Source organism: Vogesella sp. LIG4 (genome assembly GCF_900090205.1).
Classification (GTDB): Bacteria; Pseudomonadota; Gammaproteobacteria; order Burkholderiales; family Chromobacteriaceae; genus Vogesella.
In genome coordinates, this window is the sequence record NZ_LT607802.1 from 2,959,575 (window position 1) to 2,977,501 (window position 17,927).

The window sequence follows — 17,927 nt, forward strand, 5'->3', positions numbered from 1 at the left end:
GGTGAACGGCCCGCCGTTCACCTTGTTCTTTTGCAAGACCCCATTCCGTCATGTTTGATTTCGTTCATAACAACAATGCCGCCATCAAGATCATTCTTGGGGCGGTGGCGCTGACTTTCGTCGGCTTTGGTATCGGTAGTTACAGTGCCGCAGTGGATGACCCTTACCTGGCCAAGGTGGGGGATGCCAAGATCTACAAGCGTGACCTGGAACGCCAGCTGCAGGATCAGCCCGCCAACGCCGCATCGCGTCAGGCTGCGCTGGAAAACCTGATTCGCCAGGAGATGCTGCTGGCGGAAGCCCGCTCCGCACACTTGGCGGTGGCGCCGGAGCAGCTGCGCACCGTCATTGCCGGCATTCCGGCGTTTCAGGATGGTGGCAAGTTCAGCCCGGCGCGCTACCAGGAGTTCCTCACCTCGCGCAATATGAGCGCCGAGACCTTCGAGGCGCAGCTGAGCCGCGACCTGCTGCTGCAGGCGCAGACCGCTCCGTACCTGCGTGGCCAGTTCGTGTCGCATACCTTGCAGAACCGTCTGGCGGCCATGATGACCGAGACGCGCGAAGTGCGCGCCCTGGTGCTGAAGCCGGAGCAGTTTGCGGCCAACGTCAAGCTGGACGACGCCATGCTCAAGGCCTACTACGACGCCAACCTGAAGCGCTTCAAGGCCGAGGAAACGGTAAAGCTGGACTACGTACTGCTGTCGCAGGCGCAGCTGGCGCAGGGCGTGCAGGTAAGTGACGACGAGGCCAAGGCTTACTTCGACAAGAGCAAGGGCGAGTTCGGTGGCGAGCAGCGCGACGTGTCGCACATCCTGCTGGCCGTGAACAAGGGCGCTTCCGCTGCCGACAAGGCCAAGGTGAAGGCCGAGGCCGAGGCGATCCTGAAGGAAGTGCGTGCCAACCCGGCCAAGTTTGCCGAGCTGGCCAAGGCCAAGTCGCAGGACCCGGGCTCTGCGGCCAACGGTGGCGACCTCGGCTTCTTTGCCCGCGGTGCCATGGCCAAGCCGTTCGAGGACGTGGCCTTCCGCATGCAGAAGGGGCAGATCAGCGAGGTGGTGGAAACCGAATTCGGCTACCACATCCTCAAGCTCAACGACATCAAGGGCAGCGATTTCGACAGCCAGAAGGCGGCGGTAGTGGCCAGGCTGCAGCAGCAGAAGGCTGCCGCGCTGTTCCGCAGCAAGGCCGAGAAGCTGGGCGAAGTTGCCTACCAGCAGGCGGATTCGCTGAAAGGCCTGGAGGCGCTGGGCCTGACCGTGCAGCACAGTGACGCGCTGCCGCGTACCGGCAAGGCCGGCGACCCGGTGCTGTCCAATCGCAAGGCGCTGGATGCGGCGTTTGGCGACGACGTGCTGAAAGGCAAGCACAACAGCGAGCCGATCGACGTGGGCAACAACACCCTGGTGGTGCTGCGTGTGGCCGAGCATCAGCCGGCGCGCCAGAAACCGCTGGACGAAGTGCGCGAGCAGGTGAAGGCCGAGCTGCTGGCCCGCGAGGGTGGCAAGTTGGCCGCACAGCGCGGCGAAGCGCTGCTGGCGGAGCTGAAGGCGGGCAAGGGCGTGGATGCGCAGGCCTGGCAGCCTATGCAGTCGCTGTCGCGCCGTACCGCCGGGCAGGTGCCGTCTGGCGAAGTGCGCGCCATCTTCGCGGTGTCGGGCAAGTCGTTGCCGGGTTTTGCCGGGCTGAAGCGCGATACCGGCGAGTTTGTGCTCTACCGTGTGGACAAGGTGCTGCCGGCTGCGGCGCTGGCGCCGGAAGAATCTGCCCAGTTGAGCGGCGTGCTGTCCGAGCTGTCGGCCAATAGTGTGACGGCCGCCTATCTCGAACAGCTGCGGCAGAAACACAAGGTGGTGATCAACCAGGCGTTGACGGAATGAAAAAAGGCCCCGCAAGGGGCCTTTTTCTTTAGCCCGGCATGGCGCCGGGCCTGGCTGGATCAGGCGAAGTTCTTGGCAACGAAGTCCCAGTTCACCAGCTTCCAGAAGCCTTCCATGTAGTTCGGACGGCTGTTGCGGTAGTCGATGTAGTAGGCGTGTTCCCACACGTCGCAAGTCAGCAGGGCTTTCTTGTCGGTGGTCAGCGGGGTGGCTGCGTTGCTGGTGGAAACCAGTTCCAGGCTGCCGTCGGCGGCTTTTACCAGCCAGGCCCAGCCGGAGCCGAAGGTGCCAACGGCACAGGCGGCGAAGGCTTTCTTGAACTCGTCGAAGGAGCCCCACTTGGCGTTGATGGCGTCAGCCAGTGCACCGGCCGGCTTGCGCTCTTCGCCAGCGGCGTTCGGGGCCAGGCCGAACCAGTAGAAGGTGTGGTTCCATACCTGGGCGGCGTTGTTGAAGATGCCACCGGAGGATTTCTTCACGATTTCTTCCAGGGAGGCGTTCTCGAACTCGGTACCCTTGATCAGGTTGTTCAGGTTGGTCACGTAGGTCTGGTGATGCTTGCCGTAGTGGAATTCCAGGGTTTCCTTGGAAATGATCGGCGCCAGGGCGTCCAGGCCGTACGGGAGTTCGGGCAGTTTGTGTTCCATCGTGCTCTCCAGAGTTAGGAAGTAAAACAGCATGCGCTGTTAGGCCGTTAAAGTTTACTGTAATTGGGCGAATGCGCCAATTGTTGACCAAATCACTAGACTAAAGGTTCGCGTTGTGCAATTCGATGTCATTGTTCTGGGTGCCGGGGCTGCCGGCATGATGTGTGCAGCTACCGCCGGCCAGCGTGGCCGCCGGGTGCTGCTGCTGGATCATGCCGACAAGCTGGCGGAAAAAATCCGCATCTCCGGTGGCGGGCGCTGCAATTTCACCAATCTGCAGGCACGGCACGATTGCTACGTGTCGGAGAACCCTAACTTCTGCCGTTCGGCGCTGGCGCAGTACACGCCGCGCGATTTCATCGCCATGGTGGAGCGTTACGGTATTGCCTACCACGAGAAGAAACTGGGGCAGCTGTTCTGTGATGATAGCAGCCAGCAGATTATCGACATGCTGGATAGCGAATGCCGTGCGGCCAACGTCGACCACCGCATGGGTGTGACGGTGCTGCAGCTTGGCCGCGACGGCGAGCTGTTCAGCGTGCACACCTCGCAGGGCGAGTTCCGCGCCGCTTCTCTGGTGGTGGCCACCGGCGGCTTGTCGATTCCGCAGATCGGCGCCACGCCGCTGGGCTACCAGATTGCCGAGCAGTTCGGTCTGCCGCTCACGTCGCTTACGCCGGCGCTGGTGCCGCTTACCTTCCACGTGGACGATGCCGAGCGTTTTGCGCCGCTGGCCGGGGTGTCGCTGGATGTGGAAGTGCGGGTGGGCAAGGTGCGCTTTCGCGAAAACGTGCTGTTCACCCACAAGGGCCTGTCCGGCCCGGCCATTCTGCAGATCTCCAGCTACTGGCAGCCGGGGCAGGAGATCGTCATCGACCTGCTGCCGGATATCGATGCCGAGGCCTGGCTGGAGGAGCGCGCCGGCAGCGAGCAGCTGCTGGCCAATGCCATGGGCGAGCTGGGTTGGTCCAAGCGCTTTGCCGAGGCCTGGCTGGCGGCGCAGGGGGCGAATGTGCGCGGCAAGGATCTGGCGGCCAAGAAGCGGCGCCAGCTGGCCGAGGCGCTGCACAACTGGCGGCTGCTGCCCAACGGTACTCAGGGCTACAAGAAGGCCGAGGTGACGCGCGGTGGCGTCTCCACCAGGGCGTTGTCGTCCAAGACCATGATGGCCAACGACGTGCCGGGGCTGTATTTCATCGGCGAGGTGGTGGATATCACCGGCTGGCTGGGTGGTTACAACTTCCAGTGGGCGTGGTCTTCCGGCTTTGTCGCCGGCAAAAACTGCTAGAATCACGCTTCTTCTAGTTTCTTCCTTCAGGGTTGGCTGCGGCCAACCCTGTCCTGATTTCCGACTGCCAGGTGTTATGAGCGAATTCGACATCAACGACGCGAGCGTCAGTGCCATCCGCACGCCGCCGCATTCCATCGAAGCCGAGCAATCGGTGCTGGGTGGCCTGCTGCTGGACAACAGCTCGTGGGAAAAAATCGCCGACCTGCTGACCGACGGCGACTTCTACCGTCACGACCACCGGCTGATCTTCAAGCACATGGCGCGCATGGTGGACATGGCGCGCCCGGCCGACGTGGTGACGGTGTCCGAAAGCCTGGACAAGAGCAACGAGCTGGCCAGCATCGGCGGCATCGCCTATCTGGCCTCGCTGGCGCAGAACACGCCGTCTGCGGCCAACATCCGCCGCTATGCCGAGATCGTGCGCGAGCGTTCCATCATGCGCGCGCTGGCGCAGGTGGGCACCGAGATTGCCGAGGCGGCCTACAACCCGCAGGGCCGCGACGCGGCGCAGCTGCTGGACGATGCCGAGGGCAAGGTGTTCCAGATCGCCGAATCCACCGCCAAATCCAAGCAGGGCTTTCTGGAAATGCCGGCGCTGCTGAAGGAGGTGGTGGAGCGCATCGACATGCTGTACAGCCGCGAGAACCCGGACGAAGTCACCGGCGTGCCCACCGGCTTTACCGACCTGGATGCCAAGACCTCCGGCCTGCAGGCGGGCGACCTGATCATCGTTGCCGGCCGCCCGTCGATGGGCAAGACCGCGTTCTCGATGAACATCGCCGAGCACGTGGCGGTGGAGGCGCACCTGCCGGTGGCGGTGTTCTCCATGGAAATGGGTGGCGCGCAGCTGGTGATGCGTATGCTGGGCTCGGTGGGCCGGCTGGATCAGCACGTGCTGCGTACCGGCAAGCTGGGCGACGAGGACTGGCAGAAGCTGACCTACGCCATCGGCAAGCTGTCCGAGGCGCCGATGTACATCGACGAAACCCCGGGCCTGACCGCGCTGGAACTGCGTGCCCGCGCCCGCCGCTTGGCGCGCCAGCACGGCGGCAAGCTCGGCCTGATCGTGATCGACTACCTGCAGCTGATGTCCGGCTCCGGTCGTGGCGACAACCGTACCGCAGAACTGGGCGAAATTTCGCGCGGCCTCAAGGGCCTGGCCAAGGAGCTGCAGGTGCCGGTGATTGCGCTGTCGCAGCTGTCGCGTGCGGTGGAGCAGCGTACCGACAAGCGGCCGATGATGTCCGACCTGCGGGAATCCGGCGCCATCGAGCAGGATGCGGACTTGATCATCTTCATGTACCGCGACGAGTACTACAACCCGGATACCCCGGACAAGGGCGTGGCCGAGGCCATTATCGGTAAGCATCGAAACGGCCCGGTGGGCCGGGTGCGGCTGGCCTTCATCGGCATGTACGCCAAGTTCGACAACGCGGCGGTGCACGGTATCACCGGCTGGGCCGACGCGGACGGTTAATGAGCATGCGGCCAACCTTGGCCGCAGCAACGCAAGGAATGGCGATGAGCTTTTTCGACAAGCACGTATTCATCTGTTGCAACCAGCGCGCCGAAGGCGAAGCCTGCTGCAACAACCACGGCTCCAGCGAGCTGCTGGGCTATATGAAGGACCAGATCAAGGCGCGCGGCCTGGCCGGCGACGGCAAGATCCGCGTCAACAAGGCCGGCTGCCTGGGGCGCTGCGACGATGGCCCGGTGATGGTGGTCTACCCGCAGGAGACCTGGTACACCTTCATCGACAAGGAAGATATCGATGAAATCATCGAGCGCCACATGGTGGGCGGCGAGGTGGTGGAAAGGCTGAAGATCTGATGCTGAAGCAGCTGCAGAAAATCGATATCGCCGGCCCGGTGGGCAAGCTGGAAACCATCGTGATTCCGGCGGCAGGCGACGCTACCGGCATCGCGGTGATCTGCCACCCCAACCCCACCCAGGGCGGCACCAACACCAACAAGGTGGTGCAGACCGCCGCCAAGGCGCTATCGCAGCTGGGTTATGTCTGCTATCTGCCCAATCTGCGCGGCGTGGGTAGTAGCGAGGGTGAGCACGACTACGGCAATGGCGAAGTGGACGACGTGCTGGCGGTGATCGCCCACGCCAAATCGGAGCAGGGCGAACTGCCGCTGGCGCTGGCCGGCTTCTCCTTTGGTGGTTTCGTCGCCGCGCGCGTACGCGAGCGTGTCGAGGCCGACAAGCTGCTGCTGATGGGCGTGGCGGTGGGCAAGTACGTGATTCCGACCCCGCACGTGCCGGAAGACACGCTGGTGATTCACGGTGAGGCGGATGAAGTGATTCCGCTGTCCGCGGTACTGGACTGGGCGCGCCCGCAGCAGCTGCCGGTGATGGTGTTCCCGGATGCCGGGCACTTCTTCCATGGCCGGCTGGTGCAATTGGCGGCGATGATCAAGCGCTGCTGGTAAGCGCTGCGAGCGTAAAGCAAACGGGCTGCCCAGGCAGCCCGTTTTGCGTATGCGGCCAACGTTGGCCGCAAGGCTGATTCTGCTCAGCGGTGCGGCTCGCCGGCGGCCTCGGGCTGGTAGCTGATGCCGTCGATGGTGACCACGATGTGGCCGCCGTCCGGCAGCGGCCAGTCCATGCTCTGGCCCACCGACAGGCCGAGCAGGCTACAGCCCACCGGCGCCAGGATGGAGATGCGGTCCGGGCTGCCGTCGGCGTCGCGCGGGTAGACCAGGGTGAGTTCGCGGATGATGCCGTTGCCCAGGTGGAAGCGCACGCGACTGTTCATGGTTACCACATTGGCCGGCATGTCGGCTGGCTCCACGATGTCGGCGCGGTCCAGCTCTGTCTCCAGGGCGCGGCCAACCTCGCTGTGGCCGGCCTCGCCGGCAAGCAGGGCGCTCAGGCGTTCGTAATCCAGGCTGGAGATGGTAATGCCGGGCAGGGTGCTCATGGCGGGTTCCTCGTTGTCGAATGCGGCGGCATAAAACAATTAAGGCGTGGCCGCTGCCACGCCTTATATGAGGGACATCCGCCTGCGCGGATGGTTCAGCCGCTCAGTGCTTGAACACCGGCTTGGGCGGGGTGCCGTCCGAGGTGGTGAGGATTTCGTAGCCGGTTTCGGTGACCAGGATGGTGTGTTCCCACTGTGCGGACAGGCCGCGATCCTTGGTTACCACCGTCCAGCCGTCGCCCAGGATGCGCAGGTGGCGCTTGCCCTGGTTGATCATCGGCTCGATGGTGAAGATCATGCCGGCTTTCAGCTCCAGGCCGGTGCCCGGCTGGCCGTAGTGCAGCACCTGCGGCTCTTCGTGGAACTTGGTACCGATGCCGTGGCCGCAGAATTCCTGCACCACGCTGTAGCCGGCGGCTTCGGCGTGACGCTGGATGGCGTGGCCGATGTCGCCCAGGCGTGCGCCCGGCTTCACTCGCTCGATGCCTTTCCACATGCACTCGTAGGTTACCTTGCACAGGCGGCGGGCAAAGTCGCTGACTTCGCCCACGTAGTACATGCGGCTGTTGTCGCCGTGGTAGCCATCCTTGATCACGGTGATGTCCAGGTTGACGATGTCACCCTTCTTCAGCGGCTTGTTGTCCGGAATGCCGTGACAGATCACGTGGTTGATCGAGGTGCAGATCGATTTCGGGTACGGGTTGGTGCCATCCGGCGCATAGTTCAGCGGCGCCGGGATGGTGCCCTGTACGTTCACCATGTAGTCGTGGCAGAGCTTGTCCAGCTCTTCGGTGGTTACGCCCGGCTTCACGAACGGGGTGATGTAGTCCAGCACCTCGGCGGCCAGGCGGCCGGCGATGCGCATTTTCTCGATGTCTTCCTGGGTCTTGATGACGATGGCCATGCTGTAATCGCTTGATGGGTGAACGAGTAATGATAGCAAATATCAAGTAGTTACGGGCGCCGGTGGCGCCCGTAAGAGTCCTGGCAAAGCCCTTTCGCATTGCGGAAGGGCTTTGTTTTGCAAATGGGAAGGCTGCCGGTGCAATGACTTGGCTGGAGCGGCCCGGCTTGGCCGGGTCCGGCAGCGTGTAAACGAAGCACTTTGTTGACAGCCTGGCGGGCGCCGGTGGCGCCCGTAGACTCTTGCGCTGGCCGAATGATCAGGCCAGGAACTGGTTGGGGTAGACCTCGTCGATCAGGGTGCGGCAATCGACGATGCGCAGGTCATTGTCCTTGGCGAAGTCCATCAGGAAGCGGAATACCGGCGGGTGCAGCTTTTCCATTTTCTTGTCGACGGCAACGCAGCGGATGCCGTCCAGCAGCATCGGACGCACGAACTGGTGGTAGGCCAGCTTCTGGTCGTCGCCAAACGAGGACAGGATGCCGGCCAGGCGTTCCGCCCAATCACTGGGGCGGAAGGTGCGGCCTTCGGAGGTAACACCTTGGATAACAATTTCGTAGGGGTTGCAGATCATTGACGTAACCGGGCGCTTGTTCTTGTGGGGTGTGGTCTCTGTCCGTGTCCTGTCTGTTTATTATGCGGGGCGCTGTTTTGTGATTATTGGGCCGACAGGTTAGCGGGTTATCCCTCAATTTTACCCGAAAACGCCGGTCGGGACACCTGCAAAAAAGGCGGATTTCCCTGATTGCGCGTCATCAGATACGGCGGAACGCCGGCAGCGAAGCCAGCAGTTTCTTGCCATAGCTCTGCCGCACGATGCGGTTGTCGAGGATGGTGACGCGGCCGTAATCGCTCTCGGTGCGGATCAGGCGGCCCACCGCCTGCACCAGTTTGATTGAGGCTTCCGGCACCGTCAGCTCCACGAAGGGGTTGCCGCCGCGTTTTTCGATCCAGCGTGCCAGTGTGCGGCCAACCGGGTCGTCCGGCATGGCGAACGGCAGCTTGGCGATGATCACGTGCACGCAGGCTTCGCCCGGCAGGTCCAGACCTTCGGAGAAGGAGTCCAGCCCGAACAGCACGCTGGCGCGGCCTTCCAGCAGCGCGGTGTGGTGCCGCTGCAGAATCACCGCCTTGGGCAGCTCGCCCTGTAGCAGTACATGTCCGCGCAGCGCGGCATCCAGCCCTTCGGCCACTTCCTGCATCTGCTTGCGCGAGGTGAACAGCACCAGGGTGCCCACCGCCTCGCTGCAGTCGATCAGCCGCGGCAGCCAGTCGATGATCTCGCGGGTGTGTGCCGACGGGTCCTTGGGGGTGGCTGCCAGCGGCGGCAGGTACAGCTCGCCCTGTTCGCTGAAGTTGAACGGCGAATCCAGTGCCACGCAGGTGACGTCCGGCAGCCACTTCAGGCCGGTCTGCGACAGCAGCAGGTCGAAGTTGCCAAGCGAGCGCAGCGTGGCGGAGGTGAGCAGGGCGCCGGACACGCGCCGCCACAGCGTGGCGGCCAGGCTGGCGGCGGCGCTTACCGGCGAGGCGGAGAACACGTAGTCGCCCTTGCCGTCCAGGCGGCGCGTCACCCACTTGGCGATCGGCGGCGCCGCTTCATCCGGCTCTTTCTCGAACAGATCCCACAGCGCCACCAGCTGCTCGCACTTGCCAACGAAGAAGCCGGCGTCGGCGGCGGTCTTGTCTAGCAGTAGTGCGTCCTGCTGCTTGTCCTTGCGCTGCAGTACCAGCGCGTCGGCCATGCCGGACAGGTTCTTGTACAGGCTGCGCGCCGACAGTGCCATGTTGGCCGCAGGAATCTTCATGTGCTCCGGCAGCACGCCGTCTTCCACCAGCCAGGACGGCTCCATATTGTCACTGGCGGCCTCCAGCGATTGCTCACCCTGCAGCAGCCACAGCCATTCGTTGAGGCTTTCCATGCAGGCGCCGGCGGCATCGATGGCGTTGACCGATAGCTCCGGTTTGTCGATCAGCGAGTCGACGCGGGTAGCCAGCGCCGCCACCTTGTCCAGCCAGCCCATGGCCTGCGCCACGCTGTGCTCGGCGGCGAACTGGTTCACCGCCTTCTTGGCCAGGTGGTGCGCCTCGTCGATGCAGTAGAAGCTGTGCTCCGGCGCCGGCAGGATCACGCCGCCGCCCATGGTCACATCGGCCAGCAGCAGGTCGTGGTTGGCGACTACCACGTCCACGGTTTCCAGTGTTTCGCGCGCCAGGTAGAACGGGCATTCGGCGCGGTTGGGGCAGCCGGCTTTCAGGCAGCCGTGGCGGTCGTTGGTGACGCGGCGCCACAGGTCGTCTTCGATGTTTTCCGCCCAGGTGTCGCGGTCTCCGTTCCACTTGCGGTAGTAGAAGGCGTCGGCCAGCTGGCGCAGGGCGTCGATCTCGGCCTGTTCCGGCTTGCGCTCCCACAGCGCCATGGTCGGGTCGGGTGACAGCAGCTCGCCCTGGGCGTTGTCGGCGGTGAGCTGGTACAGGCGGTACGGGCACAGGTAGCGGCCGCGGCCCTTGGCCAGGGCGAAGGTCAGCTCCAGGCCGCTTTTTTCGATCAGGAATGGCAGGTCGCGGTTGACCAGCTGCTCCTGCAGCGCAATGGTGGCACTGGTGACCACCAGCTTCTTGTTGCGGCACTTGGCCATTACGCCGCCGGCCAGCAGGTAGGCCAGGCTCTTGCCGACGCCGGTAGGGCCTTCCACCACGGCGATGCTCTCGCCGTTGCGTTCCACCGCCTCGCCTTCCTCGTTCACCGGCTGGGCACGGCCAAAGGCATTGGCAATTTCGGCCAACATGCGGCGCTGGGCGGCACGCGGGCGGAATCCCGGCAGGTTGTCGGCAATGGCGCGGTAATGGTCGCGCAGCAGGTTTTTTTCGGCATCGGTCAGCATGCGCGCATTGTAACGGATTCGCTGCGGCAACGCCGCCTGCGGCCAACGTGGCATGACGCCCAGGCGCGGCATAGGATGAAGTCAGCGCCACGTCATGAGCGCACATCGCAAGGGGGCGGCCATGCATCCGGTGAGCAGGGTATTGGTGGTGAGCAATGACGCGCCATGGCAGGCGGAGGTGGTGGCAGGGCTGCAGCGTGCCGGCGCGCTGCTGGATAACCCGTTCGGCCTGTGCGTGGAAGGGGTGCCCGGCAGCGCCGAAGCGGCGCAGCGCGTGCTGGCCGACGGCGAGGTGCAGATCGTGCTGATCGACAAGGGGCTGCGCGAGAACGGCGAGCCGCAGCCGGCAGTGGCACTGGCCAATCACATCAACCAGCTGCGGCCGGAGCTGTCGCTGTACATCCTGCTGCAGGACGATGACGAAAAGCTGCTGATGGAGGAGCTGGCCAGCCATGCCATCGACGGCTATTTCTACCGCGACGAGCAGGATGTCAGCGGCTGGTTCCGCATTCTGTCGGCGGAAATGGGCGAGAAAGCGGCCACGCCATTCTACGACCGCCTGAAGCAGTACGTGGCAATGGCCAAGGATTCCTGGCACACGCCGGGGCACTCCGGCGGCGATTCGCTGAAGGGCAGCCCGTGGGTGGGCGACTTCTACGAGTTTGTCGGCGAGGAGATGCTGCGTGCCGACCTGTCGGTGTCGGTGCCGATGCTGGATTCGCTGCTGCACCCCACCGGGGTGATCGCCGAGGCGCAAAGGTTGGCCGCAAAGGCCTTCGGCGCGCGCAAGACCTACTTTGCCACCAACGGCACGTCCACCTCCAACAAGGTGATCTTCCAGACCCTGCTGGCGCCCGGCGACAAGCTGCTGCTGGACCGCAACTGCCACAAGTCGGTGCACCACGGGGTGATCCTGTCCGGCGCGCGGCCGGTGTACCTGGATTCCTCGGTCAACCGCCACTACGGCATTTTCGGCCCGGTGCCCAAGCAGGTGATCTTCGACGGTATTGCGGCCAACCCCGATGCACGGGTGCTGATCCTGACTTCCTGCACCTACGACGGCCTGCGCTACGACCTGGCGCCCATCATCGCCGCCGCCCACGCTGCCGGTATCAAGGTCATCGTGGACGAGGCCTGGTATGCGCATGCGCGCTTTCACCATGCCTTCCGCCCCACGGCGCTGGAAGCGGGGGCGGATTACGTTACCCAGAGCACGCACAAGGTGCTGTCGGCGTTCTCGCAGGCCAGCATGATTCACGTCAACGACCCTGCCTTCGACGAGCACCTGTTCCGCGAAAACTTCAATATGCATACCTCCACCAGCCCGCAGTACAACCTGATCGCCTCGCTGGACGTGGCGCGCAAGCAGGCGGTAACCGAGGGCTACCGGCTGCTGAGCCGTGCACTGCGGCTGGCGCAGGAGTTGCGCGGCAAGATCAACTCCACCGGCGCCTTCCGTGCGCTGGAGCTGGACGACCTGCTGCCGGAGGCGGTGCGCGGCGATGGCGTGCAGCTGGACCCGACCAAGATCACCGTGGACATCTCGCAATCGGGCTACAGCAGCGACGAGCTGCAGCTGGCGCTGTTCGAACGCTTCAATATCCAGGTGGAGAAATCCACTTTCAACACTATTACCCTGCTGCTGACACTGGGGGCGACGCGCAGCAAGGTGTCCCGGCTGTTCGATGCGCTGTTGCGGCTGGCCAAGGAGCTGCGCCCGCCACGGCATTACCACCGGCTGCCGGAGATTCCCGGCTTCTCGCGCCTGGCCTGCCTGCCGCGCGACGCGTTCTACGAGGCCGGCGAGCGGCTGTCGCTGCTGGACGACGACGGCCTGCCCAATGCCGCGCTGTACGGCCGGGTGTGTTGCGACCAGATCGTGCCGTATCCGCCGGGCATACCGGTGCTGGTGCCGGGGCAGGTGATCGAAGCGCCCATCATTGCCTACCTGGCGCGTTTGCTGAAAACGCAGAAGTCGATAGAAATGCACGGCCTGCTGGAGGAAACCGAATACGGGCTGCGGGTGCTGAGCCCGGAAGAGCTGGCCGAACTGCCCAGTTGCGCCTGGTTCAACTGACATTTGGTACGGGGCAGGGTGCGGGGTGGTGCAGTGTGGCGGGTAGCGCAAATAAGGTGTTAATAATACTAAACAGGCGTTTGCCTGCTAAGTGCCTGTTTCCTATCGCATGTTGCGCGGTAGCGCGTGTTGCGGTGCGATAGGCGTGGGCAGGCGGGGTTGTCAGCACACTGGATTTCGGATACATATAACCATGTCGCAATTTTGTAAATCGCCGAGTCAATATCGGCGCAATTGCGCCCCCTCATACCCAATGACGGATGTTTTGCGTGTAGTAATGTGCCACTGCGCATGAAAACGCCATGTTTTCACGCTGCGGTGGCATTAATTTTTTCGGAATTCATCATGAGCCAAGTCAGACATTACCTGCAGTTCAGCGACCTCACCGCGGCGGAATACCAATACCTGTTTCAGCGTGCCCAGGTGATGAAGCGACGACAGGTCTCCGGCCAGCTGTACCAGCCGCTGCAGGGCAAGGTGATGTCGATGATCTTCGAGAAAAACTCCACGCGCACCCGCGTGTCGTTCGAGTCCGGTATGGCGCAACTGGGCGGCCATGCCATGTTCCTGGATGGCAAGAGCTCGCAGATCGGCCGTGGCGAGCCGGTGGAAGACACCGCCCGCGTGCTGTCGCGCATGAGCGATATCATCATGATCCGCACCTTCGAGCAGAGCTTGGTGGAGCGCCTGGCGGCCTATTCCCGCGTGCCGGTGATCAACGGCCTGACCAATGAATATCACCCGTGCCAGATACTGGCCGACATCCTGACCTATATTGAGCATCGCGGAGACATTCGCGGCAAGACCGTGGCCTGGATCGGCGATGGCAACAATATGGTGCGCACCTGGCTGCAGGCAGCCAAGCTGCTGGGCTTCAAGCTCAAGGTGGCCACCCCGGTGGGCTACGAGCTGACGGTGCTGGATGGCGAACATTACGGCAGCGATTGCTTCGAAGCCTTCCACAACCCGCAGTCGGCGGTGGAAGGTGCCGACCTGGTGACCACCGACGTGTTCACCAGCATGGGCTACGAGGCAGAGGCCGAGGCGCGACGCCAGGCTTTCGACGGCTATATGGTGACTGCCGAACTGATGCGTGCGGCCAACCCGGACGCGCTGTTCATGCACTGCCTGCCGGCGCATCGCGGCGAAGAAGTGGCGGCCGACGTGATCGACGGCCCGCAAAGCGTGGTCTGGGACGAGGCGGAAAACCGCATGCACGGCCAGAAAGCGCTGATCGAATACCTGTTGCTGGGTCAGGTTCACGACTGAACCGGCGCAAACTCACACCTGTGGAAAGAGAAAACGATGGCTGACATCAACAAAGTGGTACTGGCCTATTCCGGTGGCCTGGATACTTCGGTGATCCTGAAGTGGCTGCAAGACACCTACCAGTGTGAAGTAGTGACCTTCACTGCCGACCTGGGGCAGGGCGAGGAGCTGGAGCCGGCACGTCAGAAAGCGCTGAAATTCGGCATCAAGCCGGAAAACATTTTCATCGACGACCTGCGCGAAGAGTTCGTGCGCGACTTCGTATTCCCGATGTTCCGCGCCAACACCGTGTACGAAGGCGAGTACCTGCTGGGTACCTCCATCGCCCGTCCGCTGATCGCCAAGCGCCAGATCGAGATCGCCAACCTGACCGGCGCCGACGCGGTATCGCACGGCGCTACAGGCAAGGGTAACGACCAGGTGCGTTTTGAGCTGGGCTACTACGGCCTGAAGCCGGACGTGAAAGTGATTGCCCCGTGGCGCGAGTGGGACCTGCTGTCCCGCGAAAAACTGCTGGCCTATGCCGAGAAGAACGGCATTCCGGTAGAAGCCAAGCACAAGGGCGGCGGCGCACCGTACTCCATGGACGCCAACCTGCTGCACATCTCCTTCGAAGGCCGTCACCTGGAGAACCCGTCCGCCGAGGCCGAAGAAGCCATGTGGCGCTGGACCGTGTCGCCGGAAGCGGCACCGGACGCCCCGGAATACCTGGACGTGGAATTCGAGAAGGGCGACATCGTGGCGCTGAACGGCGTGCGCATGAAGGCCCACGAAGTGCTGACCAAACTGAATGAGCTGGGCGGCAAGCACGGTATCGGTCGCCTCGACCTGGTGGAAAACCGCTACGTGGGCATGAAGTCCCGCGGCTGCTACGAAACCCCGGGCGGCACCATCATCCTGAAGGCCCACCGCGCCATCGAATCCATCACCCTGGATCGCGAAGTGGCCCACCTGAAGGACGATCTGATGCCGCGCTACGCCAGCATCATCTACAACGGCTACTGGTGGGCGCCGGAGCGCAAGGCGCTGCAGGCGCTGATCGACACCACCCAGCAGACCGTCAACGGCTGGGTGCGCCTGAAGCTGTACAAGGGCAATGTGATCGTGGTGAGCCGCGATTCCAAGACCGATTCGCTGTTCGACATGAACATCGCCACCTTCGACGATGACGGCGGCGCCTACAACCAGGCCGACGCCGGCGGCTTCATCAAGCTGAACGCGCTGCGCATGCGCATTGCTGGCCGTCTGCACGGCAAGTAAGCTGTTTTGTATCAAACAAAACCGCGCCCCTCGGGGTGCGGTTTTTGTTTGTGCGCCGTATAATTGCCGGTCAACCGCAATCTCCGAGCCGCTGTCATGAGTGAAGAGCAATTTACCAACTGGTCGATGGGCATCCTGTTGACCGGCCTGATCATTTTCATGGGTTTCATTGTCTGGGATCTGGGCAAGAAATCGCAGGCCGGCAAGTTCGGCATGTTCATCCTGTTCCTGGTGTTGGGCTTGGGGGTGGGCGGATTCGTGTTCAAGAACATTCTGGTGGAATTCCTGATGCCGTAAGGGCTCGCCACCATGCTGTCAGGCAGCCTGTCGGCTGCCAGGGAAAGGAAGCATCACATGCCGTCGTTTGACATCGTGTCCGAGATCGACAAGGTTGAGTTGCGCAATGCCATCGACCAGTCCAACAAGGAAGTGACCAACCGCTACGACTTCAAGGGCTCGGATGCCCGCATTGAAACCGGTGACAAATCGCTCACCCTGTTTGCCGACAGTGAATTCCAGCTGGATCAGGTGAATGACATCCTGGTGGGCAAGCTGGCCAAGCGCGGCATCGACGTGCGCTGCATGGACTACGGCAAGCTGGAGAAGGTCAGCGGCAACAAGGTCAAGAAGGTGGTGACGGTAAAGGAAGGCCTGGAGACCGAGCTGGCCAAGAAGATCGTCAAACTGATCAAGGATGCCAAGATCAAGGTACAGGCCGCGATCCAGGGTGAGGCGGTGCGTGTTACCGGCCCCAAGCGCGACAACCTGCAGGAAGTGATTGCCCTGCTGCGCAAGGACATCGTCTCCGACATGGAGAACGGCTTCCCGCTGCAGTTCAACAACTTCCGCGACTGATGCCTTGCGGCCAACGTTGGCCGCATGATGGCAATAAAAAACGCCGACCAGTTGGTCGGCGTTTTCATGTGTGCTCCGCGCTCAGTCGCGGTTGCCGGCCAGGGCCAGCAGCAGCTGCAGCAGGCTGGTGAACAGGTTGTAGATGCTGATGTAGATGCCCAGCGCGGCGGAGATGTAGCTGGTTTCACCGCCATCCACCACGTTCTTCACTTCCCACAGGATCATCATCGAGCTGAACAGCGCGAAAGCCGCGGCGATGGTCAGCTGCAGGGCCGGCATCTGCAGAAACAGGTTGGCCACCACGGCGATCATCAGCACCACGGCGCCCACGGTAAGGAATTTGCCCATGCCGGACAGATCGCGTTTGGTGGTGGTGGCAATGCCGGCCATCACCGCGAACACGACGGCGGTGGCACCGCCGGCCACCATGATCAGCTGCGCGCCGTTACTGAAGCGCAGCGCAAACTGCAGCAATGGTCCCAGCAGCAGGCCCATCATGAAGGTGAAGCCCAGCATCAGCGGAATACCCAGCGCGCTGTTGCGGTTGGCCTGGATGGCGAACACCAGGCCGTAAAACACCGCCATGATCGCCAGCGAACCCAGCAGTGGGCTGGCGGCCAGGAAGGCGAAGCTCATCTTGATGCCCACGGCAGCGCCGATGATGGTTGGAATCATCGATAGTGCCAGCAGGCCGTAGGTGTTGCGCATCACCTTGTTGCGGTCGACAGCGTAGCTGGCTGCGCGGTAAGCGGGTTGATATTGTTGATTCATGGCGACGTTGCTCCTCGCACTTTGGGGTAAGGTTTGTTTATGCAGCGTGTGACTACAAACAGTTACACAAGTTTCCTACGACAGTACCATTCAGTGCAAGTACTTGCCAATAAATTGCCGGCAGGCTAATATCCCACGCCTGCCAGACACTGATTTGGCAATGCGAGAGTGGCGGAATTGGTAGACGCACTGGATTTAGGTTCCAGCGCCGCAAGGCGTGAGAGTTCGAGTCTCTCCTTTCGCACCACCCACTGGCAGCAAGTAGGTGCTGCTGCCCAGTTTTTCAAGTGGAAGCGTGGCCGAGTGGTTTAAGGCAGCGGTCTTGAAAACCGCCGAAGGTGTGAGCCTTCCGTGAGTTCGAATCTCACCGCTTCCGCCAGAAATATCCTGCAATATCAATATATTGCAGCGAGTCAATCATTTGCGAAACCCCGCTGTTGCTATTTGTCGAATGAAAGCAGACAAAGAGATGACCGCGAGACAGGTCGGAGTGTTCCTCCGTAGTGGTTCCACAAACTACTACTGTCGGGTTTATATTCCCAAGCAATTCCAAGAAAACTTCCAAGGCAAGGCATCGATAATCCGTTCACTCGGGGCATCTCAATCAGCTGAAGCCAACAAAAAGCCATTGTTATCCACATGGAAATGGATAACGAGTTTCAGCGGCTTGAAGCGCTATATCGCGCAACCACACTTGATTCATTGGCGCCAGAACAGATTCAGGCGATTGGCCACGATGAACTCGCCAAGGCATTGGCTTTGGATGGGCAAAACCGCATCGAAGGGCTGAATGTCGAACAGGTGGAAGCAAGGGGTGATGTCTCGGCTTGGATTGTTGGGTATAGGTTTCGTTCAGCACCGGAGAAACCCGATCAGCCTTGGTAACAGCGGCTTTCAAATTGTCCGGTACGATGACGCGAGAAGCGCCACCAAAATACTCGAACATCCTGACGTGCGAGGAGATCCAGTCGCGGGAGCGCTGCGTCCAGATGACTTCGCAATAGGTATAGTTCGAGCCCCCAGTACGCCAATAAACACCTGTGCCGTGCGGATTTCTTCAGTGACCGGATTAGTAATGCCAATCGTCATGCCGGAGTAATCAACATAGGCGGTTTCGCCATACACTTCGGCACGTCGCACCGAGATACGTAGTGATCGCTTG

The 17,927-nt window shown here is 62.2% G+C and carries 16 protein-coding genes, 2 tRNA genes and 2 pseudogenes; 14 read left to right on the forward strand and 6 right to left on the reverse strand.

All coding sequences use genetic code 11. The features are described 5' to 3' along the window. Positions 1-50: 50 nt before the first annotated feature. Positions 51-1,877, forward strand: a complete 1,827-nt coding sequence (locus tag PSELUDRAFT_RS13945; protein WP_088967409.1) for a SurA N-terminal domain-containing protein — start codon at positions 51-53, stop codon at positions 1,875-1,877. A 59-nt stretch (positions 1,878-1,936) separates the two neighbouring features. On the opposite strand, the gene PSELUDRAFT_RS13950 is transcribed toward PSELUDRAFT_RS13945, so the two are convergent. Continuing rightward, positions 1,937-2,524 (reverse strand): superoxide dismutase, encoded by a 588-nt coding sequence (locus PSELUDRAFT_RS13950; protein WP_088967410.1) that lies wholly within the window; start codon positions 2,522-2,524, stop codon positions 1,937-1,939. Positions 2,525-2,639: 115 nt separating this feature from the next. Between PSELUDRAFT_RS13950 and PSELUDRAFT_RS13955 the strand changes: the two genes are divergently transcribed. The 4 genes from PSELUDRAFT_RS13955 (at position 2,640) to PSELUDRAFT_RS13970 (ending at position 6,253) form a co-directional block, all read left to right on the forward strand. Continuing rightward, positions 2,640-3,812, forward strand: a complete 1,173-nt coding sequence (locus tag PSELUDRAFT_RS13955; RefSeq protein ID WP_167748523.1) for an NAD(P)/FAD-dependent oxidoreductase — start codon at positions 2,640-2,642, stop codon at positions 3,810-3,812. Between the two features lie 76 nt (positions 3,813-3,888). Then, a complete protein-coding gene (gene dnaB, locus PSELUDRAFT_RS13960; RefSeq protein ID WP_088967412.1) occupies positions 3,889-5,292 on the forward strand; it encodes a replicative DNA helicase in 1,404 nt (467 codons plus the stop codon). A gap of 44 nt (positions 5,293-5,336) precedes the next feature. Then, on the forward strand, positions 5,337-5,645 hold the full coding sequence (locus PSELUDRAFT_RS13965) for a ferredoxin (protein ID WP_088967413.1): 309 nt from the start codon (positions 5,337-5,339) through the stop codon (positions 5,643-5,645). Then, on the forward strand, positions 5,645-6,253 hold the full coding sequence (locus tag PSELUDRAFT_RS13970; protein ID WP_088967414.1) for an alpha/beta hydrolase: 609 nt from the start codon (positions 5,645-5,647) through the stop codon (positions 6,251-6,253). The genes PSELUDRAFT_RS13965 and PSELUDRAFT_RS13970 overlap by 1 nt, the downstream gene beginning before the upstream one ends. A gap of 83 nt (positions 6,254-6,336) precedes the next feature. On the opposite strand, the gene rnk is transcribed toward PSELUDRAFT_RS13970, so the two are convergent. From rnk to dinG, 4 genes and pseudogenes are all read right to left on the reverse strand, one after another. Beyond that, positions 6,337-6,744, reverse strand: coding sequence for a nucleoside diphosphate kinase regulator (gene rnk / locus PSELUDRAFT_RS13975; RefSeq protein WP_088968508.1), 408 nt, complete (start codon positions 6,742-6,744; stop codon positions 6,337-6,339). 103 nt (positions 6,745-6,847) lie between these two features. Then, positions 6,848-7,648, reverse strand: a complete 801-nt coding sequence (gene map, locus PSELUDRAFT_RS13980; protein ID WP_088967415.1) for a type I methionyl aminopeptidase — start codon at positions 7,646-7,648, stop codon at positions 6,848-6,850. 286 nt (positions 7,649-7,934) lie between these two features. After that, a pseudogene (locus tag PSELUDRAFT_RS13985) lies at positions 7,935-8,222 on the reverse strand (DUF3579 domain-containing protein); the annotation flags it as partial. Positions 8,223-8,403: 181 nt separating this feature from the next. Beyond that, positions 8,404-10,533 carry an ATP-dependent DNA helicase DinG gene (gene dinG, locus PSELUDRAFT_RS13990; RefSeq protein WP_088968509.1) on the reverse strand — a complete coding sequence of 710 codons (2,130 nt, stop codon included), beginning with the start codon at positions 10,531-10,533 and terminating at the stop codon, positions 8,404-8,406. Positions 10,534-10,627: 94 nt separating this feature from the next. Between dinG and PSELUDRAFT_RS13995 the strand changes: the two genes are divergently transcribed. The 5 genes from PSELUDRAFT_RS13995 to PSELUDRAFT_RS14015 all read left to right on the forward strand — a co-directional run bounded on the left by PSELUDRAFT_RS13995 (position 10,628) and on the right by PSELUDRAFT_RS14015 (position 15,994). Then, positions 10,628-12,610: an aminotransferase class I/II-fold pyridoxal phosphate-dependent enzyme gene (locus tag PSELUDRAFT_RS13995; RefSeq protein WP_231895223.1), complete on the forward strand. Its 1,983-nt coding sequence runs from the start codon at positions 10,628-10,630 to the stop codon at positions 12,608-12,610. A 345-nt stretch (positions 12,611-12,955) separates the two neighbouring features. Next, a complete protein-coding gene (gene argF / locus PSELUDRAFT_RS14000; RefSeq protein WP_088967417.1) occupies positions 12,956-13,879 on the forward strand; it encodes an ornithine carbamoyltransferase in 924 nt (307 codons plus the stop codon). A 36-nt stretch (positions 13,880-13,915) separates the two neighbouring features. Further along, on the forward strand, positions 13,916-15,139 hold the full coding sequence (locus PSELUDRAFT_RS14005) for an argininosuccinate synthase (RefSeq protein WP_088967418.1): 1,224 nt from the start codon (positions 13,916-13,918) through the stop codon (positions 15,137-15,139). Positions 15,140-15,235: 96 nt separating this feature from the next. Next, a complete protein-coding gene (locus PSELUDRAFT_RS14010) occupies positions 15,236-15,436 on the forward strand; it encodes a DUF2788 domain-containing protein (RefSeq protein ID WP_088967419.1) in 201 nt (66 codons plus the stop codon). Positions 15,437-15,493: 57 nt separating this feature from the next. After that, positions 15,494-15,994, forward strand: coding sequence for a YajQ family cyclic di-GMP-binding protein (locus tag PSELUDRAFT_RS14015; protein ID WP_088967420.1), 501 nt, complete (start codon positions 15,494-15,496; stop codon positions 15,992-15,994). Between the two features lie 81 nt (positions 15,995-16,075). On the opposite strand, the gene PSELUDRAFT_RS14020 is transcribed toward PSELUDRAFT_RS14015, so the two are convergent. Beyond that, the gene (locus tag PSELUDRAFT_RS14020; RefSeq protein WP_088967421.1) at positions 16,076-16,765 is read right to left on the reverse strand and encodes a Bax inhibitor-1 family protein; all 690 of its coding nucleotides are present in this window, start codon (positions 16,763-16,765) and stop codon (positions 16,076-16,078) included. 162 nt (positions 16,766-16,927) lie between these two features. Between PSELUDRAFT_RS14020 and PSELUDRAFT_RS14025 the strand changes: the two genes are divergently transcribed. The 4 genes and pseudogenes from PSELUDRAFT_RS14025 to PSELUDRAFT_RS14035 all read left to right on the forward strand — a co-directional run bounded on the left by PSELUDRAFT_RS14025 (position 16,928) and on the right by PSELUDRAFT_RS14035 (position 17,650). Then, positions 16,928-17,012 (forward strand) — tRNA-Leu (locus PSELUDRAFT_RS14025). A 42-nt stretch (positions 17,013-17,054) separates the two neighbouring features. Next, positions 17,055-17,144: transfer RNA gene (locus tag PSELUDRAFT_RS14030), tRNA-Ser, on the forward strand. A gap of 90 nt (positions 17,145-17,234) precedes the next feature. Next, positions 17,235-17,378, forward strand: a pseudogene (locus PSELUDRAFT_RS20140) (hypothetical protein); the annotation flags it as partial. 26 nt (positions 17,379-17,404) lie between these two features. Next, a complete protein-coding gene (locus tag PSELUDRAFT_RS14035; RefSeq protein WP_088967422.1) occupies positions 17,405-17,650 on the forward strand; it encodes a hypothetical protein in 246 nt (81 codons plus the stop codon). Positions 17,651-17,927: the final 277 nt, after the last annotated feature.